19 protein-coding genes are annotated in these 24,819 nt (G+C 73.8%); 12 read left to right on the top strand and 7 right to left on the bottom strand.

What is annotated here, in order from left to right; all coding sequences use genetic code 11:
- Positions 1-48: 48 nt before the first annotated feature.
- Positions 49-3,222 carry a sacsin N-terminal ATP-binding-like domain-containing protein gene (locus ACH5AF_RS07885; RefSeq protein ID WP_398900600.1) on the bottom strand — a complete coding sequence of 1,058 codons (3,174 nt, stop codon included), beginning with the start codon at positions 3,220-3,222 and terminating at the stop codon, positions 49-51.
- Between the two features lie 516 nt (positions 3,223-3,738).
- Positions 3,739-4,680 (bottom strand): DUF3027 domain-containing protein, encoded by a 942-nt coding sequence (locus tag ACH5AF_RS07880; RefSeq protein ID WP_398900599.1) that lies wholly within the window; start codon positions 4,678-4,680, stop codon positions 3,739-3,741.
- Between the two features lie 359 nt (positions 4,681-5,039).
- Between ACH5AF_RS07880 and ACH5AF_RS07875 the strand changes: the two genes are divergently transcribed.
- From ACH5AF_RS07875 to ACH5AF_RS07860, 4 genes are all read left to right on the top strand, one after another.
- Complete coding sequence (locus ACH5AF_RS07875) at positions 5,040-6,389, top strand: MFS transporter (protein WP_398900598.1); 1,350 nt, start codon at positions 5,040-5,042, stop codon at positions 6,387-6,389.
- Positions 6,390-6,910: 521 nt separating this feature from the next.
- On the top strand, positions 6,911-7,393 hold the full coding sequence (locus tag ACH5AF_RS07870) for a DUF2771 domain-containing protein (protein ID WP_398900597.1): 483 nt from the start codon (positions 6,911-6,913) through the stop codon (positions 7,391-7,393).
- A 29-nt stretch (positions 7,394-7,422) separates the two neighbouring features.
- Positions 7,423-8,106, top strand: a complete 684-nt coding sequence (locus ACH5AF_RS07865) for a futalosine hydrolase (RefSeq protein ID WP_398900596.1) — start codon at positions 7,423-7,425, stop codon at positions 8,104-8,106.
- On the top strand, positions 8,103-8,996 hold the full coding sequence (locus ACH5AF_RS07860; protein ID WP_398900595.1) for a 1,4-dihydroxy-6-naphthoate synthase: 894 nt from the start codon (positions 8,103-8,105) through the stop codon (positions 8,994-8,996). Before ACH5AF_RS07865 ends, ACH5AF_RS07860 begins: the two co-directional genes overlap by 4 nt.
- 170 nt (positions 8,997-9,166) lie before the next feature.
- On the opposite strand, the gene ACH5AF_RS07855 is transcribed toward ACH5AF_RS07860, so the two are convergent.
- A complete protein-coding gene (locus ACH5AF_RS07855; protein ID WP_215177820.1) occupies positions 9,167-9,550 on the bottom strand; it encodes a cold-shock protein in 384 nt (127 codons plus the stop codon).
- A gap of 181 nt (positions 9,551-9,731) precedes the next feature.
- On the opposite strand from ACH5AF_RS07855, the gene ACH5AF_RS07850 reads away from it, so the two are divergent.
- Entirely contained in the window at positions 9,732-9,986 is a 255-nt protein-coding gene (locus ACH5AF_RS07850) for a hypothetical protein (RefSeq protein ID WP_398900594.1), read from the top strand.
- Positions 9,987-10,035: 49 nt separating this feature from the next.
- Here the strand turns inward: ACH5AF_RS07850 and ACH5AF_RS07845 are convergent, their stop codons facing one another.
- Positions 10,036-10,665 (bottom strand): HAD family hydrolase, encoded by a 630-nt coding sequence (locus ACH5AF_RS07845; RefSeq protein WP_398900593.1) that lies wholly within the window; start codon positions 10,663-10,665, stop codon positions 10,036-10,038.
- A gap of 579 nt (positions 10,666-11,244) precedes the next feature.
- Here ACH5AF_RS07845 and ACH5AF_RS07840 point away from each other — a divergent pair.
- Genes ACH5AF_RS07840 through ACH5AF_RS07825 form a run of 4 tightly spaced genes read left to right on the top strand, consistent with a single transcriptional unit; the run spans position 11,245 to position 15,182 of the window.
- A complete protein-coding gene (locus ACH5AF_RS07840) occupies positions 11,245-12,255 on the top strand; it encodes a FecCD family ABC transporter permease (protein ID WP_398900592.1) in 1,011 nt (336 codons plus the stop codon).
- A 52-nt stretch (positions 12,256-12,307) separates the two neighbouring features.
- A complete protein-coding gene (locus ACH5AF_RS07835) occupies positions 12,308-13,378 on the top strand; it encodes a FecCD family ABC transporter permease (protein ID WP_398900591.1) in 1,071 nt (356 codons plus the stop codon).
- On the top strand, positions 13,375-14,205 hold the full coding sequence (locus ACH5AF_RS07830; protein WP_398900590.1) for an ABC transporter ATP-binding protein: 831 nt from the start codon (positions 13,375-13,377) through the stop codon (positions 14,203-14,205). The genes ACH5AF_RS07835 and ACH5AF_RS07830 overlap by 4 nt, the downstream gene beginning before the upstream one ends.
- Positions 14,202-15,182, top strand: coding sequence for an ABC transporter substrate-binding protein (locus ACH5AF_RS07825; RefSeq protein ID WP_398900589.1), 981 nt, complete (start codon positions 14,202-14,204; stop codon positions 15,180-15,182). The genes ACH5AF_RS07830 and ACH5AF_RS07825 overlap by 4 nt, the downstream gene beginning before the upstream one ends.
- 87 nt (positions 15,183-15,269) lie before the next feature.
- Here the strand turns inward: ACH5AF_RS07825 and ACH5AF_RS07820 are convergent, their stop codons facing one another.
- Complete coding sequence (locus ACH5AF_RS07820) at positions 15,270-16,337, bottom strand: hypothetical protein (protein WP_398900588.1); 1,068 nt, start codon at positions 16,335-16,337, stop codon at positions 15,270-15,272.
- A 101-nt stretch (positions 16,338-16,438) separates the two neighbouring features.
- Here ACH5AF_RS07820 and ACH5AF_RS07815 point away from each other — a divergent pair, with 101 nt between their 5' ends.
- Together ACH5AF_RS07815 and ACH5AF_RS07810 are read left to right on the top strand one after the other, a co-directional pair.
- A complete protein-coding gene (locus tag ACH5AF_RS07815) occupies positions 16,439-19,111 on the top strand; it encodes a helicase-associated domain-containing protein (protein WP_398900587.1) in 2,673 nt (890 codons plus the stop codon).
- 210 nt (positions 19,112-19,321) lie between these two features.
- Positions 19,322-20,992, top strand: a complete 1,671-nt coding sequence (locus ACH5AF_RS07810) for a DNA repair helicase XPB (protein WP_398900586.1) — start codon at positions 19,322-19,324, stop codon at positions 20,990-20,992.
- Positions 20,993-21,205: 213 nt separating this feature from the next.
- On the opposite strand, the gene ACH5AF_RS07805 is transcribed toward ACH5AF_RS07810, so the two are convergent.
- Positions 21,206-21,406 carry a hypothetical protein gene (locus ACH5AF_RS07805; RefSeq protein ID WP_398900584.1) on the bottom strand — a complete coding sequence of 67 codons (201 nt, stop codon included), beginning with the start codon at positions 21,404-21,406 and terminating at the stop codon, positions 21,206-21,208.
- Between the two features lie 272 nt (positions 21,407-21,678).
- Here ACH5AF_RS07805 and ACH5AF_RS07800 point away from each other — a divergent pair, with 272 nt between their 5' ends.
- On the top strand, positions 21,679-23,748 hold the full coding sequence (locus ACH5AF_RS07800; RefSeq protein ID WP_398900583.1) for a HelD family protein: 2,070 nt from the start codon (positions 21,679-21,681) through the stop codon (positions 23,746-23,748).
- Positions 23,749-24,019: 271 nt separating this feature from the next.
- On the opposite strand, the gene ACH5AF_RS07795 is transcribed toward ACH5AF_RS07800, so the two are convergent.
- On the bottom strand, positions 24,020-24,718 hold the full coding sequence (locus tag ACH5AF_RS07795; RefSeq protein ID WP_398900581.1) for a copper homeostasis protein CutC: 699 nt from the start codon (positions 24,716-24,718) through the stop codon (positions 24,020-24,022).
- Positions 24,719-24,819: the final 101 nt, after the last annotated feature.

Here is a 24,819-nt window from a genome sequence, read left to right as displayed (position 1 = left end):
TGCACGATGGCTGCGGGCGACCGGGTCCGGGATGCCTTCCAGCAGCCGCTACGCGTCGAACCAGCGCGCCCTCTCCAGCTCCGCCGTCCGCGACGCGTCCTCCAGCAGCGCCGCCACCTCGAAGCGGCGGGGCCACTGGCCGGCCGCCCAGGCGAGTGCCGCCGCGACGCCCTCCAGCGTCGCGGCGTGCAGCACACCGTCCGGGGTGCGGCGCCAGTCCAGTTCGACGCCGCCCGCGATCAGCTCCTCGTGCTCGACGTACGAGGACGGCGTCGAGGGACCGAGCAGGGTCCGTACGGATTCGGGGACCTCGTGCTCCTCGCCCTCGGTCGCGACCTCCGCCGTCACCGCCTCGCTCAGGCGGCGTACCTGGAACAGCTCGGCCAGGTCCGCCGCGCGCGAGGGCGCGACCGGCAGCAGGGGAAGGCCGGAGGTGAGCGGCAGCAGGTCCGGGGTGTCCGCGACCACCGCGTCCGCCGCGTCCACGACCACGACCTCGCCGTCCACCACGCCCCGCAGCTCGTCAGGGAGCGTGACGTCCTCCGGGTCGAGGTCGGCCACGGCCGTGTACAGGGCGTGCAACCGGTCCGCGCGCACCCGGCGGTCGGGGTCGGCGAGGCGGGCCAGGAGCTCGGCCGCGCCGCCCGGCTCGTCGAGCAGGGCCGCGACGGACGTCCGTACGCCGAGGGCGTGCAGCACCTGGGTGTCCTCGAACCCCGTCGTGTCGGCCGACTCGTACAGCCCGTCCAGCAGCGGGTCCGCACCCGCCGCGCGCAGGCCGGCAGGGCGGCGGCCGTCGAGCACCGGGTGGTCGCGCAGCCACCACGCCGTGTACGGCCGCACCGTCTCCGTGGTCCCGTCCGGCAGCAGGACGCGTACGGGCTGGGTCAGCGCGTCCCGCAGCGGCGGCTGCGCGAGCAGGGCCAGGGCCTGGGGCCAGCAGTCGTCGTCCACGAGGTCCAGGTCGCGCACGGCGACGATCTCCGTGGCCACCGGCGGCACCGGGGTCTCGGGGAGCCGGTCGAGCACGTCCTCGCACCACACGTCGACCGCGTCCAGCAGTCCGGCGTCGTCGGGCTCGGCGAAGTCCCCTTCGCGGGGCTCCAGTTCGTCCGGGTCGAGGACCACGTCGGTGGCGCGGACCAGGGCGAAGTTGGCCAGGACCCCGCAGGCGGCGAGCGGCTGCTCGCCCCAGCGCTCGGCCAGCTCCGCATCGCACAGGGCGAGTTCGCCCTCGCGCATGACCGAGGCGAACGGGCTGCCGGGCAGGACGAGTTCGCCTGCGGGCGCGAGCTCGCCGTCCTCGTCCGTCAGCGCCAGCGCGCCCAGCCACGGCTCGTCACCGGGCTCCAGCTCCGCGTCCCGCACGAGCGCGAGGACCGTCTCCGCCAGTTCCTCGGCGTCGAGGCTCTCGGCCTCTTCGTCCCAGACCTCACCCTCGTCGAGCGACGCCGCAACGGCCGCCCGCACCTGCGGTGTCGTCAGCACGGCGCGCGGTGTGGCGGGCAGCGCACCCAGTTTCTCCAGCAGTGGGTGCGCGGCGTCGGGGTGGACGACCTTCAGCCCGAGCCGGGCCAGGTGGGGTGGGGTCTCCGCGAGAGGGAGCAGCGTCTGGCGGGGGCCGATGGTCGTCCGGTTTCCCCCAGAGCCTCCGGCCTGGGAGGTACCCCCAGCGAGAGGCACGGGCAGGCCCGACAGCCGGTCCGGGTCGACGCCCGCGAGGCTGTCGTAGAGCCGCCGCCACCAGCCCGGTTCGCGTTCCAGACCGGCGAGCCGGTCGATCGCCTCGGTCAGCGGCACCCGCGCGACGCCGAGCGTGCGCAGCTCGACCCGGCGCTCCAGCCCGGCCGGCAACAGGCTCGGCAGCACCTCTGCCAGGACCGTCACCGTCTCCGCGCCCGCGCCCTCCAGTACCTCCGCCTCAATGGGCCGCAGGCCGCGGGGCGCCTCACGGCCGGGCAGGCCGGAGTCGTCGTACGCCCGCTCCGGCGGCGCGGCGGCCTGAAGGAACGCCGTACGCGGCAGCCGCGCGAGGATCGCCGCCCGCAGCGCACCGTCCAGCACGCCCTTGCCGAGCGGGCCGGGCACCAGGTCGATCGTGCCGGTGCTCACGGGCTGCCAGTCGCCGAGCAGTTCGGCGTACGCGTCGGCGGCACGCTCCACGAGGAAGTCGGTCAGCGGACCGGGCGCCGGGTGCCGGCGCGTGGTGTCCAGCGGCAACGAGGCGATCAGCAGCGCGGGCACACCGAGGGGTTCGTCGGTGGGGGTTGGGGCGTGGACGACGGGCGCCGTGCCGGGGCGGCTGGGCGCACCCTCCGCATCGACAGGCACGGCCCAGGTCACGGCCCAGTGCGGACGCAGCCGCTCCTCCACGGGCCGGTCCGCGAGCAGCGCGGGCTCGATCGCGCCCGCGTGGCTGACCACGCGCCAGCGCCGCGCACCGCGCTCGCTGTCGTCGACGCGGACGTACGCACCGTCCTCGCCGCGCCGCAACTCCCGTACGCCATCGGCTGTTTCGATCACGATCTCGGCGAGGCCCGGGAGGGTGAGCAGCAGCGCGTCGTCGATCCCGGCGAGCAGCCGCTCCACCAGGTCGACCGCGGCACCGTCCCGCAACGGCAGCACCACGACCGTGTCGTACCCCTCGGGCGCGCGGCCCTCCGCGGGCAGCGGCAGCCGCAGCAGCGGTACGTGGCCGTCCCGGCGGCGCAACTCGTCGCCGAGCCCCGGGCTGGCCTGAGCCGCCTGCCAGGCGAGCTCCCGCGCCTCGGCCAGCGACCAGCGCACGCCTCCGTGCCGTCCGAGGACGGCGGGCTCGTCGCTGACCGCGAGGACGGCGGCGAAGCCGACGCCGAAGCGGCCGACGGACGTCCCGTGGCCCTCGCGCTTGGCGGAGGCGCGCAGGGTGCTCAGCGACTCGACACCGGTCGCGTCGAGCGGCGCACCGGTGTTCGCGGCGGCCAGCACGGCGGGCTCGCCGCCCGTGCCCGGCCGCAGCGTGAGGCGCAGCCGCCCGGGCACCTGGGCGCGGGCGGCGGCGTCGGCGGCGTTCTGCGCCAGCTCGACGACGAGCCGGTCCCGGTAGCCGCCGAGCGCGAGGTCCTCTTCGGCGTTGGCATCCTCGCGGAAGCGGGCCGGGCTCGCACCCCACGCGTCGAGCACACCGCGCCGCAGCCGCGCCGTCCCGAACGGGTCGGCCCACTCGGTCGTCCTGACGCTCACGCTGTGACTCCGCCCTGCCGGTGCCGCTGCCCGCGGCTGCCTGTGTGTTGCTGCTGGGGCCGAAGGTACCGCGTACGGAAGGGCGACAACGCGGGAGGCGGCGACGGGGGCGTGCATTTGCTGCGGAGGCGTGCATTTCCAGCCTGTCCGGCGTTGTCCGCCGCGCAACAACCGGGCTGCCCAGCCCGCCCCGCACCGCGCCCGCCGCGCGATGCGCGATGCGCGATGCGCGATGCGCGATGCGCGAAACCCAGCCCGTCCGGCGTTTGAGGACATGCCCGCAGGGCATGCCCTGCCACCGGGCGGCAGCCGAAGCCGAATCCTCGACCAGGCCGCGGGGCTCCGCCCCGGCCACCGCGCGCCTCAAACGCCGACGAGGCCTGATTCCCGACCTCGACCAGGCAACGCCAGGCGGCACCGCCCACGGCCGCCGGGCACTCGCGCGCAGTGCGCACCTGGGGACGCCTCCCACGCCGGGACATGGTCCCGTAAGGGCGGACCCGCCGGCCGGAGAGGCTATGAGTGGCCCAGGTCCTCCGACTCCGCGTCCGTCTCCGGCGACACCGATCCACTGTCGCGCGCCGGCCGCAGCGGGAACTCGTCCGCCGCCATCGAGTCGAACACCGGCGGCGTCGGCACCGGCGGCTTCGGCATCACGGCCGCCTCCGAGTGTCCGCCGCAGCCGTACGCCAGCGACACCACGTGCCCGTCCGCCGGCGAGAACTCGTTCGCGCAGATACCGAACGCCTGCCGCAGCGACCCCGCGATCGGCACCAGGAAGCCGCACGTCACGCAGGCCGCCGGGGCCGCCTGCGCCATCGCCGTCTTCGGGCCGTGGGACTCCTCCCAGCGGTCCGCCGCGGTGTGCAGCCCGTACCGGGACAGCACCCGGGCCCGGCGCATGCCGAGTTCCTCGGCGAGCGCCGCGATCTGGCCGCGCCCGCTTTTGTCGGTCGCCTCGGTCGCCGGCCTGCGGTCGGTGAGCTCGGCGTCCTCGGCGTCGACCCGCTCCACCAGGTCGTGCGAGGGCGGGTGCTCGGCGAGCACCGAGCTCGGCGGGGGCTCGTCCTCGCCGGTGTAGCCGGGCTCCAGGCGCAGGTCGTCCGCCTCGGTGGGCAGCAGGTCGCCGGGGCCCATGTCGCCCGGACGCAGCCGCTCGCTCCACGGCACCCATTCGGGAGCGAGGACGGCGTCAGGGCCGGGCAGCAGGACGGTTTCGTCGAGTGTGACGACCTTGGCGCGGGAGGCCCGCGCGACCGTGACGGCCCACCGCCAGCCCCGGTAGCCCGGTTCCTGGCACTCGAAGAAGTGGGTGACGACCCGGTCTCCCTCGGAGACGAGGGACACATGCTCGCCGACCACTCCCGGGGCCGCGGCCTCCTCGGCCGCCTCCCGGGCGAGGTCTACCGCCTCGGCGCACAGACGGTCGGGGGTACGGCTTCGCGTCGTCGCACTCACAGGTCTCGCTTCTCTCCTACGCCGTCTCACGGGTGCGCTGCCGGGCCGACAGGTACGGGGCCGTGGGCGGAGCGGACCTGAGGGCCGCATCGACGTCCACGCCCGGACCGATCCGTTTCCGGGCACACCTGACGTCATCCATTCTGCGGGATGCCGAAGAGGCGCGCGGCCGAGAACAACCGCCGGTGGCGCGCTACGCACGCTACCCCCTTCACAGCTCCCCGCCCACCTGCCCGTCCCAACACGGGACGAACCGAAGGGTCGCGGTGTCCGCATCGCGGACGAGTTCGGGGTTCAACACGCCGCCGACCGGCGCGGATCACGGTTCGTGCGCAGGGCGCTTGGGGCACTATGACGAAGTGGCAACCGTGAGGTCGTCCGAGGCGTCCGGGCCGCTCCGACGAGCGGGCCGGACGATCGGGCGTGCCCTGCATCTGCCCTTCACCGGCACGGCGCGCGGCATCCGCAAGGCGACGCACGCGCACGGGGCCGGCGAATCGGGCCTCGGAAAACTGATCGAACTCCACGCGGTCAACGGCGCGGGCGATGTCATGATCACCGTGGCCCTGGCGTCCACGGTGTTCTTCTCCGTCCCGACGGACGAGGCGCGCGGCCGGGTCGCGCTCTACCTCGCCGTCACGATGGCGCCCTTCACGCTGCTGGCACCCGTCATCGGGCCCCTGCTCGACCACATCCCGCACGGGCGGCGCGCGGCGATGGCGGGCGCGATGTTCGCCCGCGCGCTGCTGGCCGTGCTGCTGTCGGGCGCGGTGGCGTCGGGCAGCCTGGAGCTGTACCCGGCGGCGCTGGGCGTGCTGGTGTCGTCCAAGGCGTACGGCGTGGTGCGCAGCGCGGTGGTGCCGCGCCTGCTGCCACCGGGGTTCTCGCTGGTGAAGGCGAACTCGCGGGTCACGCTCGCCGGTCTGCTCGCCACGGGCATCGCCGCGCCCGTAGGGGTGGGGCTCCAGCGGATCGGGCCGCAGTGGCCGCTGTACGGGGCGTGCGCTCTGTTCCTGCTGGGCACGTACTGGGCCTTCACGATGCCGCACAAGGTGGACTCGGCCAAGGGTGAGCGCAAGGCGCACATGCTGACGCACGGCGAGAAGCGGCCGAGCCTGCGGACGGTGGGCCCCTCGGTGCTGCACGGCCTCCAGGCGAACGCGGCGCACCGCGCGCTGTCCGGGTTCCTCATCTTCTTCCTGGCGTTCCTGCTGCGCGAGCATCCGCTGGGCGGCCAGTCGGCCGCGGTGTCGCTGGCGATGGTCGGCGTGGCGGCGGGCGTGGGCAACGCGCTGGGTACGGCGGTGGGCGCGTGGCTGAAGGCGCGCGGCCCAGAGATGATCATCGCCACGATGCTGGCCCTGGTGCTGACGGCATCGATCCTGGCGGCGGTCTTCTTCGGTGCGGGCGTGGTGGCGGTGCTGGGCGCGGCGGCGGGCTTCACGCAGGCGCTGTCGAAGCTGTCACTGGACGCGCTGATCCAGCGGGACGTGCCGGAACAGGTCCGTACGTCGGCCTTCGCGCGCTCGGAGACGCTGCTGCAGATGTCGTGGGTGCTGGGCGGGGCGATCGGTATCTCGCTGCCCCTGAAGGGTTCGCTGGGGATGTGGGTGGCGGCGGCGATCGTGGCGGTGGGAGCGCTGTCGGCGGGCCGTGGCCTGCTCTCCTCCTCCCGCCAGGGCGACGCCCCAAGGCCTCGGGTGGCGTGACACGGGCCCACGCGGCCCGGTTCCCGCGCGAGGAGACATCCGGCTCCGCGGGGGCCTCTCCAGCCCCGCCGCCCACTGAGGCGCGGGTCCGGGGCACGGCCCCGCAAGCACGCCACGCCTCACGACCCGACCACCACCCGGTGGCACCGGCACACCCTGCGGAAGCGTCCTCCCCGCCGGGCCTCTCCAGCGCCGCCGCCCACTGAGGCGCGGGTCCGGGGCACGGCCCCGCAGGCACGCCACGCCTCACGACCCGACCACCACCCGGTGGCACCGGCACACCCTGCGGGCGTGACCTCAAACGCCGGACGGGCTGAAGACGCCCGCCGGAGCCCGGCGAGCGCGCCGAGCCATCGGCCCCGCCCCGCCGACACGTAGACACGAGGGCAACCCAGCCCCGCCGGGGATTGAGGTTCGGGAGGCACGGTGTGAAGCTCCCGCGAGTGACACGCGCCGGGCCCGAGACACGCGCGCCCCACCCCCGCGCCGCCGCGCCCGCCACGCCCGATAGCCTTCGGACCATGACCGTTGCGTTCTTCTCCGGCAAGCGCCGCCGGACCGCTGCCGCCCTCGGCGCTGTCTCCGCCGGGCTTCTCGTCCTCGCCGCCTGCGGCGACAAGCCGACCCCGCTCGCGACCGTGACGGTCGGCTCGGACTCGGTCCACACCGAAGCGACCTGTTACAACGACGGCAAGCCGCTCAAGGAGTCCGAGGTGCAGAAGTGCCTCACCAAGGGCACCCCCACCAAGATCGAGTTCGGCGTCGACGACAAGGTCCGCATGGGCGTCGACCCCGAGATCGCCGAGAACGGCTGGACGCTGCTCTTCGGCGTGCAGCCCGTCGAGCAGGAGCCGTACAAGAAGTCGTACCGGACCATTCCGGGCAACGCCTTCTTCTCCTCGCAGACCGGTGAGCCGACCACCAAGGCCGACGTCAACATCATGGAGACGAAGGGCAAGAAGGTCATCGGCATCTACCGCTTCCAGTTCGAGAAGGCGTCCTGACGAAGGGCTCCTGACCCGGAGGGCACCTCGTGCGCGTCCTTGTCGTGACCGCCGTGGCGGCGGAGGCCGAAGCCGTCGCCACGGGTGACGCCGTCGTCCTCCCCGGCGGTTACGCACTGACCCGTACGCCGTCGCTCGACGTCGTCGTCGCCGGGGTCGGCCCTGCCGCCGCGGCCGCGGCCACCGCGACCGCGCTGATGGCCTCCCCGGAGCCGTACGGGCTCGTCGTGTCCGCCGGCATCGGCGGCGGCTTCACCGCCCGCTCGCCGGTCGGCTCCCTCGTCGTCTCCGACGCGATCGTCGCGGCCGACCTCGGCGTGGACCTCGGCCCCGGCACCCCGGAGGGCTTCCTCCCCGTCGACGAGCTCGGCTTCGGCCGCACCGTGCACCTGCCGCCGGCCGGGCTCTCCGCGCGCATCGCGAAGGCGGTCGGCGCGGTGCACGCGCCGGTGCTCACCGTTTCCACGGTCACCGGCACCGCCGCCCGTGCCGACGAGCTGACAGCACGTCATCCTCGCGCCGCCGCCGAGGCCATGGAGGGCTTCGGGGTCGCCGAGGCCGCCGTCGCGCACGGCGTGCCGGTGGTCGAGATCCGCGCGGTCTCCAACGCCGTGGGGCCCCGCGACCGCGCCGCCTGGCGCATCGGCGACGCGCTCGGCGCGCTGCGGCAGGCGTTCCAGCAGCTCGCCCCCGTCCTCCAGGAGCAACCGTGACCCTGAAGATCGCCTACTCGCCCTGCCCGAACGACACCTTCGTTTTCGACGCATGGGCGCACGGCCGCGTTCCGGGCGCCCCGGAGCTGGATGTGACGTTCGCGGACATCGACGTCACGAACGCATGGGCCGAGCGCGGTGGGACCTCCCTGGGGGCACCTCCCGGACGGAGTCTGGGGGAGAAGGGAGGGGAAGAGTTCGACGTGCTGAAGGTGTCGTACGCGGTGTTGCCGTGGGTTCTCGACGAGTACGCGCTGCTGCCGTGCGGCGGCGCGCTCGGCCGGGGCTGCGGGCCGCTGGTGCTCACCCGTGAGCCAGGGGTGGAGCTGACGGGGAGGACGGTCGCGGTGCCGAGCGAGCGCTCCACCGCGTATCTGCTGTTCCGGCTGTGGGCCGCCGATGTCGTCCCCGGCGGGGTCGGCGAGGTGGTCGTGATGCCGTTCCACGAGATCATGCCCGCCGTGCGCGACGGCAAGGTCGACGCGGGGCTCGTCATTCACGAGGCCCGTTTCACCTACCAGCGGTACGGGCTCCACTCGCTCGCCGACCTCGGCGAGCACTGGGAGCGGACGACAGGGCTGGCGATCCCGCTCGGCGCGATCATCGCCAAGCGCGCGCTGGGACCGGAGATGCTGCGCCGGCTCGCCGAGGCGGTGCGCACCTCCGTACGCATGGCCTGGGACGACCCCGACGCGTCGCGGCCGTATGTGCTGGAGCACGCTCAGGAGATGGACCCGGCGGTCGCCGACCAGCACATCGGGCTGTACGTGAACGAGTTCACCCACAACCTCGGCGACGACGGCTACGCGGCCGTGCGCGGGCTGCTGACACGCGCGGCGGCCGAGGGGCTCGTACCGCCCCTCGGCCGGAATGCGCTGTCGTTCGTCTGAGCCCGGTCCAGCCGGCGTTTCGTCCCAACCGGTCCCGAGCCAGGCGTCGGTCCCAGCCGGTCCAGCCGGCGTTTCGTCCCAACCGGTCCCGAGCCAGGCGTCGGTCCCAGCCGGTCCGACCGGCGCGTTCGTCCCGTCGGGTCCGGGCCGTTCGTCCCAGCCGGGGCGGACTAGACGTCCAGCTGGTCGGCCACCGCACGCAGCAGGCCGGCGATCTTCTTGCCGTGCACCTTGTCGGGGTAGCGGCCGCGCTCCAGCATCGGCGTGATGTTCTCCAGCAGGGTCGTCAGATCCTGCACGATCGACGCCAGCTCGTCGGGCTTGCGGCGCTGGGCCGCCGCGACCGAGGGGGTCGGATCGAGCAGGGTCACCGACAACGCCTGGTCGCCGCGCTGTCCCGCCACCACGCCGAACTCCACGCGCTGGCCCGGCTTGAGAACATCCACCCCGGAGGGGAGCACTGAGGAGTGCACGAAGACGTCGCCGCCGTCATCGCGTGAGAGAAAGCCGAAGCCCTTCTCGCTGTTGAACCACTTGACTTTGCCGGTGGGCACGTCTGTCCTCGTCCTCGTACTCGTCGGGCGCTGGGGGCACCGCATGTCGGGCGCCGAAAAACGGCTCTTGATAGCACTACAGCGGGTCGCCTGACCCGCCACCCCCAAGGCTAATGGCCCAGAGGCTGGTGACAAGACGTCCCCGATCGGTTCCTGTGCGCAAGGGAACTACCCTGGCCGAATGACTGCTACTCCTCCGGCCGCCGCGCCCGCCCCGGGTGACGGGCTGGTCCGCGTCGGCGGCATCGTGTTCGTCATCGGCGCCGTCGCCACGCTGGTCACCGTCGCCCCACTGTTCCTCGGCACGGAGCCGTTCCCGACGGTCGCGTACGCCGTGAGCATGCTGATGGGCGTCGGATTCCTGATCGCCGCGGCCGGGGTGCTGCGGTCGGTCGCGGCGCAGCGGCGTCAGGCCGAATCCGCTCGGTCGCGGTAACGCCCGTACCCGGATTCGGATTCCGGGCGGCGGGCAGGGCGAGGCCGGGTCAGGGCCTGCCGTGGGTCCGAAGCCAGTCCGGGAACGCGGTGAGGTCGTCCAGGATCACGTCCGCGCCCGCCTCGCGCAGTTCGTCCGCGTCGCAGGGGCCGGTCGGCACGGCCACGGAGAGGGCGCCGGCGACGCGGGCGCCGCGTACGTCGCCGATGTGGTCACCGACGTACACGCTCGCGCCGTGTTCGCGCAGCGCCTCCGCCTTGGCCTCCGCCCACAGCCAGCCGACGACCTCGTCCGGGTCGATGCCGAGGTGGGCGAGGTGCAGCTTGGCGTTGGGCTCGTGCTTGGCGGTGACGACGATCGCGCGTCCGCCGAGCGCGCGGACCGCCTCGACGGCCTCGCGGGCACCGGGCATCGCGAGCGTCGGCGCGATCGCGTGCTCGGGATAGATCTCCCGGTACCGGTCGCCCATCTCCTGGATCAGCTCGTCCGGGAACCAGCAGGCCAGCTCCTGCTCCAGCGGCGGTCCGAGACGGGTGACCGCCAGGTCGGCGTCGATCCACACCCCGGTCTCGGCGGACAGCGCCCGGTAGGCGGCGTGGATGCCGGGGCGCGAGTCGATGAGGGTCATGTCGAGGTCGAACCCGACAGTGGGTGGCTGCGGTGCGGTCTGGGTGGCCATGCCGGCCATTGTGCCCAGCGACGCACCCCGCCCGTCCGGCGAACCCCTGCGGCGGCGGAAGGGAACGGCGGCGCATGGGTTTCCGACGCACAACACCCGCACGACGGGGCCTGTCTGTTGGCAGGCTGATCGGGCCGGTCGCCGGCCCGGAGTGCGAACAACCACTGCCCGCGGCTCCGTGGGCACCCGACCTTCCGGGCCGCCGTCGCCCGAGAGCGGGATCCGACCGGTCTCGCGACCCGCACCGGCGGGCTTCTTCGTCCGCGCCCGCCGCGGCATTGCTCGGCCACATCGCAAGGCCGCCCCCGTGTACGTCCTGGGCCGGCGCCCGGGAGGTACGACACGTCCGTGCCGCCCCGGCCGACCGGCCGACGTAAGTCGACGTGGCGTACGCCGATTTCGTTCCCCATGGGACCGTCGTGCAGCGGATCTGGGCCGGCTGCCCGCGGCCGCCGGGCGGTGAGGCGTGGTGCGGCCGGGAGGCCGGCCAGGCCGCCCAGGGGTACGCCCCCTGTCAGGCGCACAATCCGGCCACCTAGACTTAGCCAAGCCTTACCAACCCTGCTTCGTTAGGTCTCCATGTCAGCCAGACGCGCTCAGGCCGTCCGCCGTATCGGGTGGACGGCGGCGGCCACGGCGGCCCTGCTGCTGGCAGTGCTGCTCAGCCTCGCCGTCGGGGCGCGTGCCGTTGCGCCCTCCGCCGTGTTCGACGCCCTGCTGCACGGCGGGGGCGGCGCCGACGCCGAGGTCGTCCGCGAGCTGCGGGTACCGCGCACGCTGATCGGGCTGATGGTCGGCGCGGCGCTGGCGCTCGCGGGCACGGTCCTTCAGGGCATCACCCGCAATCCGATCGCCGATCCGGGCATCCTCGGCATCAGCCAGGGCGCGTCGGTGGGTGTGGTGCTGGCGATCGCGTTCGCCGGCGTCCACACGCTGACGGGGTACGTGTGGTTCGCGTTCGCGGGCGCGGCCGTCGCCTCGGTCGCGGTGTACGCGATCGCCTCCAGCGGCCGGGGCGGTGCGACGCCGGTGAAACTGGCGCTGGGCGGCGCGGCGATCAACGCGCTGCTGGTGTCGGTGACCATGGGCGTGCTGACGACGAAGGCGGCGGCGCTGGACGAGTTCCGCTTCTGGCAGGTCGGCTCGGTCGCCGGCCGCGACGCGCAACTCGTGGGCCAGGTCTGGCCGTTCCTGCTGGTTGGCGCGGTGCTGGTGGTCGCGGTCGCCCGCGGACTCGACGCGCTGGCCCTGGGCGAGGACGTCGCGAAGGGCCTCGGCCAGAACGTGGCGACGGTACGGGTGGTGGGCGGCGTCGGCGCGACGGTGCTGACGGGCGTGGGCGTGGCGGCGGCGGGCCCGATCGCGTTCATCGGCCTGGCCGTCCCGCACGTCGCCCGCGCGATCGTGGGCGGCGACCACCGCTGGGTGCTGCCGATGGCAGCGCTGATCGGCCCCGTGATGCTGCTGGTCTCCGATGTGCTGGGCCGCGTCGTCTTCCCGCCGGGCGAGATCCCCGCGGGCGTGATGACCGCGCTGATCGGAGTGCCGTTCCTGGTGGTGCTGGTGCGCCGGAAGTCGGTGCCGGCGTGACCCTTTCCCCGTCCCGCCCTACGGCCCGTGGCACACACCGGAGGGGCCTCGTATGACGGCTGACACCATGACCGTCCGGCCCGCCGGGTACTCCCTGGCCCGCGTCGGACGCGCCAGCTTCCTGCTGCACCGGCGCGCCGCGCTCGTCGCGGCCGCACTCACCGCCGTGCTCGCCGTCGCCTGCGTCGCCTACCTCGCCGTCGGCGAGAGCTTCGTCGCGCCGACCGAGGTCCTGAAGGTGGTCCTCGGGCAGCCGTCCGCCGACGAGCTCGTCGTCGGCACGCTCCGGCTGCCCCGGCTCGTCGTCGGGCTGCTCGTCGGCGTCGCGTTCGGTGTCGCGGGCGCGCTCATCCAGACGGTCGCGCGCAATCCGCTGGCCAGCCCCGACATCATCGGCATCAGCCAGGGCGCGAGCGCGCTGACCGTCACCGCGATGACCTTCGGCATCACCTCGTACACCGCTCTGCCGTACCTCTCCGTCACCGGCGGCGTCGTCGCCGCCGCGCTCGTGTACGTCTTCGCCTGGCGCGGCGGCCTGCACGCCACCCGCTTCGTCCTCATCGGCATCGGCTTCGCGATCGCGCTCCGTTCCGTCACCACCCTGGTGATGACCAAGGGCGACTATCTCGTCGCCCAGCAGGCCCAGATCTGGATGACCGGATCGCTCAACGGCCGCGGCTGGGAGGAGGCCGCCCCGCTGGGCTGGACGCTGCTCGTCCTGCTGCCGGCCGTGCTGTGGGCGGCCCGCGCCCAGCGCACCGTCTCGATGGACGACGACACCGCGACCACGCTCGGCGTACGGCTGGGGCACGTACGGCTGGGGCTCGTGCTCCTCGGCGTCGTCCTCGCGTCCGTCGCGACCGGTGCCGCAGGGCCCGTCGACTTCGTCGCGCTGCTCGCACCGCAGATCGCCCGCCGTATGACCCGCACCGCGCAGATCCCGCTGCTGAGCTCCGCCTTGATGGGCGCCGTGATCGTCGTACTCGCCGATCTGCTGGCCCGGCGGCTGTTCTCGCCGACCGAGCTGCCCGTGGGAGTGCTCACGGCCGCCGTCGGCGCCCCCTACCTGATCTGGCTGATCGTCCGCAGCCACACCGGTCGTACCGCTGGAGGCACTTCGTGAGCAGGCTGACGGCCCGCGAGCTGACGCTCGCCTACGAGGACCGCACGGTCGTGCACGATCTCGATCTCGCCGTGCCCGACGGGCGGGTGACCGTCATCGTCGGCCCCAACGCCTGCGGCAAGTCGACGACGCTGCGGGCCCTGGGACGGCTGCTGAAGCCGAAGGGCGGCGCGGTGCTGCTCGACGGCCAGGAGCTCGCGAAGATCCCGACGAAGCGGATCGCGCAGTCGATCGGCCTGCTGCCGCAGTCCCCGGTCGCGCCGGAGGCCATCACCGTCGCCGACCTCGTCGCGCGCGGCCGCCAGCCGCACCAGGCGTGGTGGAAGCAGTGGTCGGACGGGGACGAGCGCGCGGTCACCGACGCGATGGAGCGCACGGACGTCACCGCCCTCGCCGACCGCCCGGTCGACGAGCTCTCCGGCGGCCAGCGCCAGCGCGTGTGGATCGCGATGGCGCTCGCGCAGGAGACGGATCTGCTGCTGCTGGACGAGCCGACGACGTACCTCGACATCTCGCACCAGGTCGAGGTGCTCGATCTCGTACGCCAGTTGAACCACGAACGCGGCCGTACCGTCGTCGCCGTCCTGCACGACCTCAACCAGGCCGCCCGTTACGCCGACCATCTCGTCGCCATGAAGGCGGGGCGGATCGTCGCCGAGGGCGGGCCCGCGGACATCGTCACCGCCGAACTCGTGCATGAGGTCTTCGGGCTGGAGTCCGTGGTCATCCCCGACCCGGTGACCGGCTCGCCGCTCGTCGTGCCCGCCGCACCGTACACGCCGGCGTCCTCCCCCGCTCCCCCGACCGAGAGGGTCTCCTCCCCATGACAACGTCCCTTCGCCGCCACGGCCTCGTCGCCGGTTCCCTCGCGCTGGCCGCCGCGCTGACGCTCACCGCGTGCGGGTCGTCGGAGTCCTCCGCGAAGGGTGGGGAATCCGGATCCGGCACGGGCGGCACGCACACGGTCAAGACCGCCATGGGCGACGTCGAGGTTCCCGACGCTCCCAAGCGCGTCGTCGTGCTCGACACCGCCGAGCTGGACTCCGCGATCACCCTGGGCGTCGAGCCGGTCGGCGCGACGCACGCCGACGCGGGGTCCGGCTTCCTGCCCTACCTGCCGAAGGACAAGGTCGCGGGCATCAAGGACGTCGGCGAGATGATGACGCCGAACCTGGAGGCGATCATCGCGCTGAAGCCGGACCTGATCCTGACGTCCAAGGTCCGGCACGGCACGCAGTACGTGGAGCTGAAGAAGATCGCGCCGACGGTGATGACGGAGACGACCGGCTACCCCTGGAAGGAGAACTTCCAGCTCCACGCGGACGCCCTCGGCAAGAAGGCCGAGGCGCAGAAGGCGATCGCGGACTACGAGACGCACACGAGGAAGGTCACCGAGGCGCTCGGCGGCAAGGAGAAGGCGGCGGCGACCGAGGTGAACGTGGTGCGCTTCGTCGAGGGCGCGGACATCCGCATCTACGGCAAGCAGAACTACATCTCCACGATCCTCGCGGACGTCGGCCTGGGCCGCCCGGCCGTCACGGACAAGGCCAAGGACGGCTTCTCGTACGACGTGAGTCCGGAGAAGATCGACCTGGCTGACGCGGACGTGGTGTTCCACTCGACGTACGGCGACCCGAAGAAGGCGAAGCGGACGCAGACGCTGGACAGCGCGCTGTGGAAGGGCATGTCCGCGGTGAAGAACGACAAGGTCTTCGCCGTCGAGGACCAGTTGTGGATCCAGGGCATCGGCTACACGGCGGCGGCCCGGATCCTCGACGAGCTCCAGGCGGATCTGACCAAGTGAGCTGACCGGGGGAGTTGACTGCGGAAGCCGGCCGCGGGGCCGCGAGACGCCTCTGGGGGCGTCCCGCCGATCAGGAGCCGGTCATCCTCAACCGCGCCGCCCCCTCGTGCCCCGCCACAGCAGATACAGCGCGGAGGCCACGGCGGCCCCCTTCAGCATCCACGGCCACGTCCCGGTCAGCGCCTCCCGCATCCCGTCGTCGGGGATCGGCGTGCCCCAGCGGCCGTTGACGCGGCCCCACAGCCAGACGACTCCGGCGGCCGCGACCGCACCCGGAAGGCCGACGACCGCCAGCTTCGACTGGGTGGCCGACAGACGGCGCGAGCCGTACGCGAGGAGCCAGCCGCCCGCCAGGGCGAGCAGTGAGCCGAGGACCGCGCCGACGAGCAGCAGGGCGGCGGCCAGCAGCAGGAACGGATCGGCAGGGCCTCTCTCCCCGTCACCGCGGCTACGCAGGCGCGGGAGCCACCGCCGCCGGGCGGGCGGGGCCTCTTCCGTCTCCGCCTCCACCGCGTCGGGGTCGGCCCCGGGATCGGGCTCGGCGTCCTCCTCGGGCGGCGGCTTCAGTATCTCGGGGACCTCCACACCCCCCACGAACCCGGCCACCCGCTCCCCCGCCCCGAACGGCCCCGGTTCGATCCGCCACCAGTCGGGCTCGGAACCCGAGGGCCCGAGCTCGTCCATCCCGGCCAGGTGCGGCGGCGACGCCGCCTCCCGCGGCGCGGGGGCCGGGGCGGCCTCCGTCGTACGCGGGCGCGGGATGCGCCGCCATCCGCGCTGCCGCGGCATCGTCGGCCGCTGCCCACCGGCCCCGGACCCGGCCCCCGCTCCCTCGGCGTTCGACGGCGAGGACGGCGAGGACGGCGAGGCGGCGGACGACGCGGGCGGCGAGGTGACGGACCGCGCGGGCCCGGGCGGCGCGTCCGCGCCCTCCGCCGCCGCGGCGACCACCGCCTCCGGCGCGCCGAGCCGCCCGAGGATCCGGCGCACCGCGGCCGGGCTTTCCCCGCCGAACCGCCCCCGCTGCCTGTCGATCTCGCCCCGCAGCGACGTCACGAGCCGCATCCGGGCCGACGACGGGAGCTGGGCCTGCTGGGCCAGGTCTCCGACCCGGCTCAGATAGTCGTAGACGAGCTGATCGCTCTCGATCCCCACGGACGTTCCCCTGTGCTCCCGGTGTGTCCTACGAATCACGGCCCCTTCCCCGGGCCCGCCCTGTCCACGACGTTAGCGCTCCAGGGGCTAACGTGGGGCGGATGGGGACCAAGCCCGAAGCAAGCGGCGCCGCCGCCCCGCGCACGCTCGCGGAAGCGTTGCGCGCCCGCACCGACGAGGACCTGGCCGCGCTGCTGCGCGCCCGTCCCGATCTGCTGAGCCCGGTGCCGACCGATGTCACCCAGCTCGCCACCCGTGCCGGAACCCGTGCCTCCGTCGTCCGTGCGCTGGAGCGGCTCGACCGGTTCACGCTGCAGACGGCAGAGGCGCTGGCCGTGGCTCCGGACGCGGCCCCGTACGAGTCCCTGCTCGCGCTGATGGCCGGCGACGAGGGCGCGGCGGAGGTCGAGGCGGCGCTGCCGGGCGCGCTGGAGGTGCTGCGGGGGCAGGCCCTGGTGTGGGGCGGCGACGACCGGCTGCGGCTGGTGCGCACGGCGCGTGAACTGCTGGCGCCGTCCCCCACGCGCCCCTCGCCCACCGGGCTCGGCCCGTCGGTCGCCGAGGCGACGGCGGGCATGTCGCCGGGCAGGGTGCAGGAGATCCTCGCGGCGGCCGGGCTGCCGCCCACACACGACCCGGTGTCGGCGGTCGAGGCGTTGACGGCGCTGTTCACGGACGGTCGGCGGATGGCACTGCTGCTGGACACGGCTCCGCCGCAGGCGCTGGCGGTGCTCGACCGGCTGGTGTGGGGGCCGCCGTACGGGGAGGTCACGTCCTCTCCCGCGCCGCATGTGCAGTGGCTGCGGGACCGCGGGCTGCTGCTGCCCGCGTCGCCGCGGACGGTGGTGCTGCCGAGGGAGGCTGCGCTGCATCTGCGGGCGGGCCGGGCCCACCGGGTGCCGGAGCCGCTGCCGCCGGCGGTGGGGCAGGCGACCGAACGTCGTCCACAGGTTGTGGACAGTGCGGCGGCCAGCCAGGCGTACACCGCGTTGACGACGGTGGAGGACCTGCTGAAGGACTGGCACGAGGGAGGGCCGCCGGTGCTGCGCGCGGGCGGTCTGTCCGTACGCGACCTCAAGCGGACGGCCACCGCGCTGGACACGACCGAGCAGCTCGCCGCCTTCTGGCTCGAACTCGCCTACGCCGCGGGGCTGGTGGCCTCGGACGGCGAGGCCGACGAGCGGTACGCACCCACACCCGCGTACGACGAGTGGCTGGAGCTGCCCACGGCGGAGCGGTGGGCGGACCTGGCCGTCGCGTGGTTGACGGCGACCCGTGTGCCCGGCCTCGTCGGCACCCAGGACTCCAAAGGCCGTACGCTCGCCGCGCTCGGCCCGGACCTGGACCGTTCGGCCGCGCCGGAGGTGCGGTTGCGGGTGCTGGAGCTGATGGCGTCCCTCCCCGCGGGCGCCGTCCCGGAACCGGAGACGCTGCTCGACCGGCTGCGGTGGGAGCGGCCGCTGCGGGGCGAGCGGGCCGACTCCCCGGGCGTCGGACACGACCTGCGGACGCGCCTGGCGAACTGGACGCTCGCGGAGGCGGAGCTGCTGGGCATGACCGGGCGCGGCGCGCTCGCCACCCATGCCCGGGCGCTGCTGGGCCTGCCGGCCCCGGCCGCCCGGCCCGAGGCAGCTGCCGTCGCCAGTGCCTCGGCCCGGCCCACTGCCGGCGCCTCCGCCCGGTCCGCCGCCGGTGCCTCGGCCCGGCCCGAGGCCGACACCCCGGCCGAGGCCGCGGTGCCACGGCCGGGGCCCATCGCCTACCGCGCCGCGCCCCCCGGATCCAGTGGCTCCGGGGGCTCCGGGAGTTCCGCCACCGACCGCCGCGCCCGTGCCGTCTCACTCCTCGCCCCGCTGCTGCCAGCCCCGCTGGACCACGTCCTGCTCCAGGCCGACCTGACGGCCGTCGCGCCGGGGCCGCTGGAACGCCCGCTGGCCGAGACGCTCGCCGTCCTGGCCGACGTCGAGTCCAAGGGCGGCGCCACCGTCTACCGTTTCACGCCCGCCTCCGTACGCCGCGCGCTCGACGCCGGACGGGCCGCCGCCGACCTGCACGCTTTTCTGGCCACGCACTCGCGCACACCCGTGCCGCAGCCGCTGACCTACCTCATCGACGACGTCGCCCGCCGCCACGGCCACCTGCGCGTCGGCGCCGCCTCCGCTTACCTGCGCTGCGACGACGACGCGCTGCTCGGCGAGATCCTGGCGGACAGGCGCTCCCAGAATCTGGGGCTGCGCCGCCTCGCGCCCACGGTCCTGGCCGCCCAGGCGGACCCGGCGGCGCTGCTCGAAGGACTGCGGACGATGGGGTATGCGCCGGCCGCCGAGTCGGCCGAGGGCGACGTGCTGATCACCCGCGCGCACGCCCGTCGCACCCCGCCGCGTACTCCGCCGGCACCGGTCCCGGAAGGGCCGCCGCTGCCCGACGTCACGCTCCTCGGCGCGGCCGTGAAGGCGATCCGGGCCGGCGACCTGGCGGCCACGGTGGAGCGCAAACCGGTCACCGAGGCGGCGGCCCGTCCGGCCGTCAACGGCGAACTCCCGCGCACCACCCCGGCCGAGACCCTGGCCACCGTCCAGGCAGCGGCGATGACCGGCTCGGCCGTCTGGATCGGCTACGTCAACGCGGACGGCGCGGCCAGCCAGCGGGTGATCGCCCCGGTCCGGGTGGAGGGCGGCTTCGTGACGGCGTACGACCGCACGGTGGACGAGGTGCGCACGTATCCCCTGCACCGCATCACGGGCGTGGCGGAACTGGCCGACGACTCGGCCTGAGTTCCCGCGCGGCACCGGCCACGGCGCGGACGAGCCTCCCGCGGTCACCGGCCGGCGACACAGACTGAGCCTCCCGCGCATACCGGCCGACGCCTGTCCTTCAGCCCCGCGTCACCGGCCGACGACTCGGCCTGAGCTCCCATCTGCCGCCATGCGGCACACTTGAGGTTTGGCCTCACCGGCCTCCAGCCTCATCGAAAGGGCGCAGGTGTGAACGGTCCGCTCATCGTCCAAAGCGACAAGACCCTCCTTCTCGAAGTCGATCACGAGCTGGCGGACGCCTGCCGTCGTGCCATCGCGCCGTTCGCGGAGCTGGAGCGCGCACCCGAGCACATCCACACCTACCGGGTCACCCCGCTCGGCCTGTGGAACGCGCGCGCCGCCGGGCACGACGCCGAGCAGGTCGTCGACGCGCTGGTCGAGTTCTCCCGCTACCCCGTCCCGCACGCCCTGCTCGTCGACGTCGCCGAGACGATGGCCCGCTACGGCCGGCTCACCCTCAGCAAGCACCCCACCCACGGGCTCGTCCTGACCAGCACCGACCGGCCGGTGCTGGAGGAGATCCTGCGCTCCAGGAAGGTCCAGCCGCTGGTCGGTCCCCGGATCGACGCGGACACCGTCGCCGTCCACCCCTCCGAGCGCGGGCAGATCAAGCAGACGCTGCTGAAGCTGGGCTGGCCGGCGGAGGACCTCGCGGGTTACGTCGACGGCGAGGCGCACCGCATCGACCTCGACGAGACGGACTGGGCCCTGCGCCCGTACCAGAAGCAGGCCGTCGAGGGCTTCTGGCACGGCGGCTCGGGCGTCGTCGTCCTGCCCTGCGGTGCAGGCAAGACGCTGGTCGGGGCGGGGGCGATGGCTCAGGCGAAGGCCACGACGCTGATCCTCGTCACCAACACCGTCTCCGCCCGGCAGTGGAAGCACGAGCTGGTGCGGCGGACGTCGCTGACCGAGGACGAGATCGGCGAGTACAGCGGCACGAAGAAGGAGATCCGCCCGGTCACCATCGCCACCTACCAGGTGCTGACGACCAAGCGGAAGGGCATCTACCCGCACCTGGAGCTGTTCGACTCCCGCGACTGGGGCCTGATCCTCTACGACGAGGTGCACCTGCTGCCGGCGCCGGTCTTCAAGTTCACCGCCGACCTCCAGGCCCGCCGCCGCCTCGGTCTGACCGCGACCCTCGTGCGCGAGGACGGTCGGGAGTCGGACGTCTTCTCGCTGATCGGACCGAAGCGGTTCGACGCGCCCTGGAAGGAGATCGAGGCGCAGGGCTACATCGCGCCCGCCGACTGCGTGGAGGTACGGGTCAATCTCACCGACTCGGAGCGGCTCGCCTACGCGACCGCCGAGACGGAGGAGAAGTACCGCTTCTGCGCGACGACGGCGACGAAGCGGAAGGTGGCCGAGCAGCTGGTCCGCAAGCATGCGGGGCAGCAGATTCTGGTCATCGGCCAGTACATCGACCAGCTCGACGAGCTGGGCGAGCACCTGGACGCCCCGGTGATCAAGGGCGAGACGTCGAACGCGCAGCGCGAGAAGCTCTTCGACGCCTTCCGCAAGGGCGAGATCAGCGTGCTGGTCGTCTCGAAGGTCGCGAACTTCTCCATCGACCTGCCGGAGGCGACGATCGCGATCCAGGTCTCCGGCACCTTCGGTTCGCGCCAGGAGGAGGCACAGCGCCTCGGCCGCGTTCTGCGCCCCAAGGCGGACGGCCACAAGGCGCACTTCTACTCGGTGGTGGCAAGGGACACGATCGACCAGGACTTCGCGGCGCACCGCCAGCGGTTCCTGGCCGAGCAGGGCTACGCGTACCGGATCGTGGACGCGGACGAACTGCTGGCGGGCGAGGCGGAGGGCCCCGTGGACCCGGTCCACTGACCGGCTGGGCGTCCCGCCGCCGCCGTCAACGTCCGCTGCCCCGGTTCCGGTCCCGGTCAACCACGGCCGCGCTGCCCCCGCCCAAACCCGAGAAAACCACCCCCGGACAGCAACCACCAACGGCCCCCGCCCCGGTCAACCACGGCCGCGCTGCCCCCGGCCAAACCCGAGGAAACCACCCCCGGACAGCAACCACCAACGGCCCCGCCCCGGTCAACCACGGCCGCGCTGCACGAGGCGGACACCTGCCTCCTCGGCGTACTCGCCGAGGACGGCCACCGAGAACACGGCCTCGGCGAAGACCTTGACGGCGCGCAGCGCGTTGCCGACGCGGTGCGGGGAGTGGTGGACGGCGCCCGTGGCGGTCGCGCCGCCATGGGGCGTGGTGCCTGGGGCGAAGGTCGCTGTACTCATGTCTCCATGGTGGCCCTTTCACCCGTCCGGAGCATCGCTCTGCGGGCTGAACCGCGCACCGGCGCGCCTCCTCCTCCGGACAGACGGTGTCCCCTACGGGGAGGACGGCCGGGAAAACCGTTCGCCCCCCTCCAAGGCGCTGATTACACTCGCGGGCTTGCCCCCGACACGGTCGGGGCCCCTCCCGCCTCCTTCGAGGAGTGCCACCGCCCGGACGGAAACCGGCCGGTCTGCCATGTCGTGATCACGAAGCATCAGCCCGGAGGCAACCCGTGCCCGCGCGCACCCCTGTACCCGACGTCTCTCCCGCCACGGCAGCAGCCACCGTCGACGGCGCTGATCCACTCGCACGGGAGCGCGCGCACCTCGCCGCCTCGCGGGCCGCGTTGCGCGCGATGCGCGAGGACGTCGAGTCACTCGACATCAAGGACGTCACCGCGAACTGGGTCAACGCGGCCGTCCTGCGGTCGCAGATCGAGGACCGCATCAAGGCGCTCGCCGACCTGGCGCACACCCCGCTGTTCTTCGGCCGCCTCGACTATCTGCACACCGCGCAGGAAGGGCAGCGCTTCTACATCGGCCGCCGGCACGTGCACGACGCCGTGGGCGACCCGATGGTCGTCGACTGGCGTGCCCCCGTGTCCCAGCCGTTCTACCGCGCCTCGCGCAAGGACCCGAAGGACGTGGGCCTGCGGCGGCGCTTCGGCTACACGGGCGGCGAGCTCACCGCGTACGAGGACGAGCACCTCACCGACCCTTCGGAGCCGGAGCAGACCTCCAAGCTCCTCCAGACGGAGATCGAACGGCCGCGCGTGGGCCCCATGCGGGACATCGTGGCGACGATCCAGCCCGAGCAGGACGAGATCGTCCGCAGCGGTCTGTCCGGCACGGTGTGCGTGCAGGGCGGGCCGGGCACCGGAAAGACGGCGGTCGGACTGCACCGGGTCGCGTATCTGCTGTACGCCCATCGGGAACGGCTGGCCCGCACCGGCACCCTCGTCATCGGACCGAACCGCTCCTTCCTCCACTACATCGAGCAAGTGCTCCCCGCACTGGGTGAGTTGGACGTGCGCCAGTCGACCGTCGACGACCTCGTCTCCCATGTGGAGGTGCGCGGCACGGACACGCCTGCGGCGGCCGTCGTCAAGGGTGACGCGAGGATGGCCGAGGTGCTGCGCCGCGCGGTCCGCTCGCACGTCACGCCGCCGACGGAGCCGCTCATGGTCGTGCGCGGCTCGCGGCGCTGGCGGATTCCGGCGTACGAACTGGAGGAGATCGTCCGCGAGTTGCTCGACCGGGACGTCCGGTACGGCTCCGCGCGCGACGCCCTGCCCCAGCGGATCGCCCACGCGGTGCTGGTCCGCATGGAGCAGGCGGGCGAGGCTCCGGACGACCGCGTCCAGGACGCCGTGGCGCGGAACGCCGCGGTCAAGGCGGCGGTCAAGGCGATCTGGCCGCCGGTGGACCCGGCGAAGCTCGTCCTGCGCCTCCTGTCCGACGCGGAGTTCCTCGCCATGCACGCCGAGGGCGTCCTCACCACGGAGGAACAGGACACCGTCCTGTGGGACAGGCCCGCCCGCAGCGTCAAGTCGGCCAAGTGGTCGGCGGCGGACGCGGTGCTGATCGACGAGGCGACGGACCTCGTGCAGCGCACCCACTCGCTCGGCCATGTCGTGCTCGACGAGGCGCAGGACCTGTCGCCCATGCAGTACCGCGCGGTGGGCCGCCGCTGCTCGACGGGCTCGGCGACCGTGCTGGGCGACCTCGCCCAGGGCACGACGCCGTGGGCGACGTCGTCGTGGGCGGAGGCGCTGTCCCATCTCGGAAAGGCGGACGCGGCGGTCGAGGAACTGACGGCGGGCTTCCGAGTGCCGCGCGAGGTGATCGCGTACGCCTCCCGGCTGCTGCCGCACATGTCACCGGGGCTGGCCCCGGTCTCCTCCGTCCGCGAGAACCCGGGCTCGCTATCGGTCCGCGCCGTGTCGGACCTGGACTCGGCGGTCGTCTCGGCCTGCCTGGAGTCCCTGACCCGCGAGGGCTCGATCGGCCTGATCGCCGCGGACGCGCGCGTCCCGGCACTGGCGGCGGCGCTGACCTCGGCCGGCCTGCCCCACCTCTCGCCCGGCGAGGAGACGACGGCGGCGTGCCGCCTGACGCTGGTGCCCGCGTCGCTGGCGAAGGGTCTGGAGTACGACTACGTGGTGCTGGACGAGCCCGCGGCGGTGGTGACGGCCGAGCCCGACGAACGCACGGGCCTGCGCCGCCTGTACGTGGCACTGACCCGAGCGGTCTCGGGCCTGACGGTCCTGCATGCGCAGCCGCTGCCACTGCAGTTGACGTGACGGCGGGGTGACGCCGCCGTCAGCGGCGGCCTCCACCGGCGAGGGCCCCTCGCCGGTGGAGGCCGAGCCCGGGAGACGCCCCAGCCGGTACCGCCGGGAAGGGGCCATCCGGCGGCGCAGCAGCCCCACACACCCGGGTAGCGGCCACCCCGGCGGCGCAGCAGCCCCACCTCCCCCGGACCAGGGCCCACCCCGGGGCCGCAGCATGCCCGCACCGCGCACCGAGCAGCGGCCCCCGGCGGCGCGGCACCACCCGCCCCCGGGTACGCCCCTACGCGTCCAGCGCCTCCCGCCACGTCGAGACCGCCGACGGTGACACCGGGTGCGACCAGCCCGCCGGGCGGGACGCGCCGCCGATGTGGAAGCCCTGCACCCCCGCGGCCCGCAGCGGCGGGACGTGCTCGAGGCGCAGGCCGCCACCCACGAGCAGCGCCGGTTCGTAGCCTGGTTCGCCGCTGCGGGACGCCTCCGCGAGCAGCGTCGGCAGCCCCGCGTCGACGCCCTCCGCCGCCCCGGCCGTCAGGTACGTGTCCAGGCCCGGTACGTCCGCCAGTTGCTTGCGCAGCCCGTCGCGGTCCGCCGCGCGGTCGATCGCCCGGTGGAACGTCCACCGGCAGCCGTCCAGCACCGCCATCAGCCGTTCCACGGTCACGAGGTCCGGGTGGCCGTGGTCGTCCAGGAAGCCGAACACGAACTCGTCCGCGCCCTCCGCCCGCAGCCGCTCGGCCGTCCGCACCAGTGCGGCCACCTCCTGCGGGCCACCCGCCGAGAATCCGTCGGTGAGGCGCAGCATGACGCGCACCGGGATGTCCACGGCCGCCCGGACGCGGGCGAAGGTCTCTGTCGACGGGGTCAGGCCGTCGGCCGCCATGTCGGTGACCAGCTCCAGCCGGTCAGCACCTCCGGACCGGGCGGCGATCGCGTCCTCCGCGTCGAGTGCGATCACCTCCAGGAGTGCACGGTTGCTCATGGGGCCATTCCTCCAGGAAAGCGGCTGCGGCGGCACTCGGCCCTGCGGGCCGAGAGGTCTAGTCCAATCTCCAGCCTAATCGCAACCGACCCCGATGACAG

Origin of the sequence: Streptomyces sp. NPDC018833 (assembly GCF_044390825.1) — a bacterium.
GTDB lineage: Bacteria > Actinomycetota > Actinomycetes > Streptomycetales > Streptomycetaceae > Streptomyces.
This window is presented reverse-complemented; position numbering and strand designations above follow the sequence as displayed.

Excerpts from the sequence above, each read along its gene's own strand:
- ACH5AF_RS07870 (WP_398900597.1), top strand. The coding sequence starts at position 6,911 with ATGACCGTTGCGTTCTTCTCCGGCAAGCGCCGCCGGACCGCTGCCGCC.
- ACH5AF_RS07850 (WP_398900594.1), top strand. The coding sequence starts at position 9,732 with ATGACTGCTACTCCTCCGGCCGCCGCGCCCGCCCCGGGTGACGGGCTG.
- ACH5AF_RS07845 (WP_398900593.1), bottom strand. The coding sequence starts at position 10,665 with ATGGCCACCCAGACCGCACCGCAGCCACCCACTGTCGGGTTCGACCTC.
- ACH5AF_RS07840 (WP_398900592.1), top strand. The coding sequence starts at position 11,245 with ATGTCAGCCAGACGCGCTCAGGCCGTCCGCCGTATCGGGTGGACGGCG.
- ACH5AF_RS07835 (WP_398900591.1), top strand. The coding sequence starts at position 12,308 with ATGACGGCTGACACCATGACCGTCCGGCCCGCCGGGTACTCCCTGGCC.
- ACH5AF_RS07825 (WP_398900589.1), top strand. The coding sequence starts at position 14,202 with ATGACAACGTCCCTTCGCCGCCACGGCCTCGTCGCCGGTTCCCTCGCG.
- ACH5AF_RS07815 (WP_398900587.1), top strand. The coding sequence starts at position 16,439 with ATGGGGACCAAGCCCGAAGCAAGCGGCGCCGCCGCCCCGCGCACGCTC.
- ACH5AF_RS07805 (WP_398900584.1), bottom strand. The coding sequence starts at position 21,406 with ATGAGTACAGCGACCTTCGCCCCAGGCACCACGCCCCATGGCGGCGCG.
- ACH5AF_RS07795 (WP_398900581.1), bottom strand. The coding sequence starts at position 24,718 with ATGAGCAACCGTGCACTCCTGGAGGTGATCGCACTCGACGCGGAGGAC.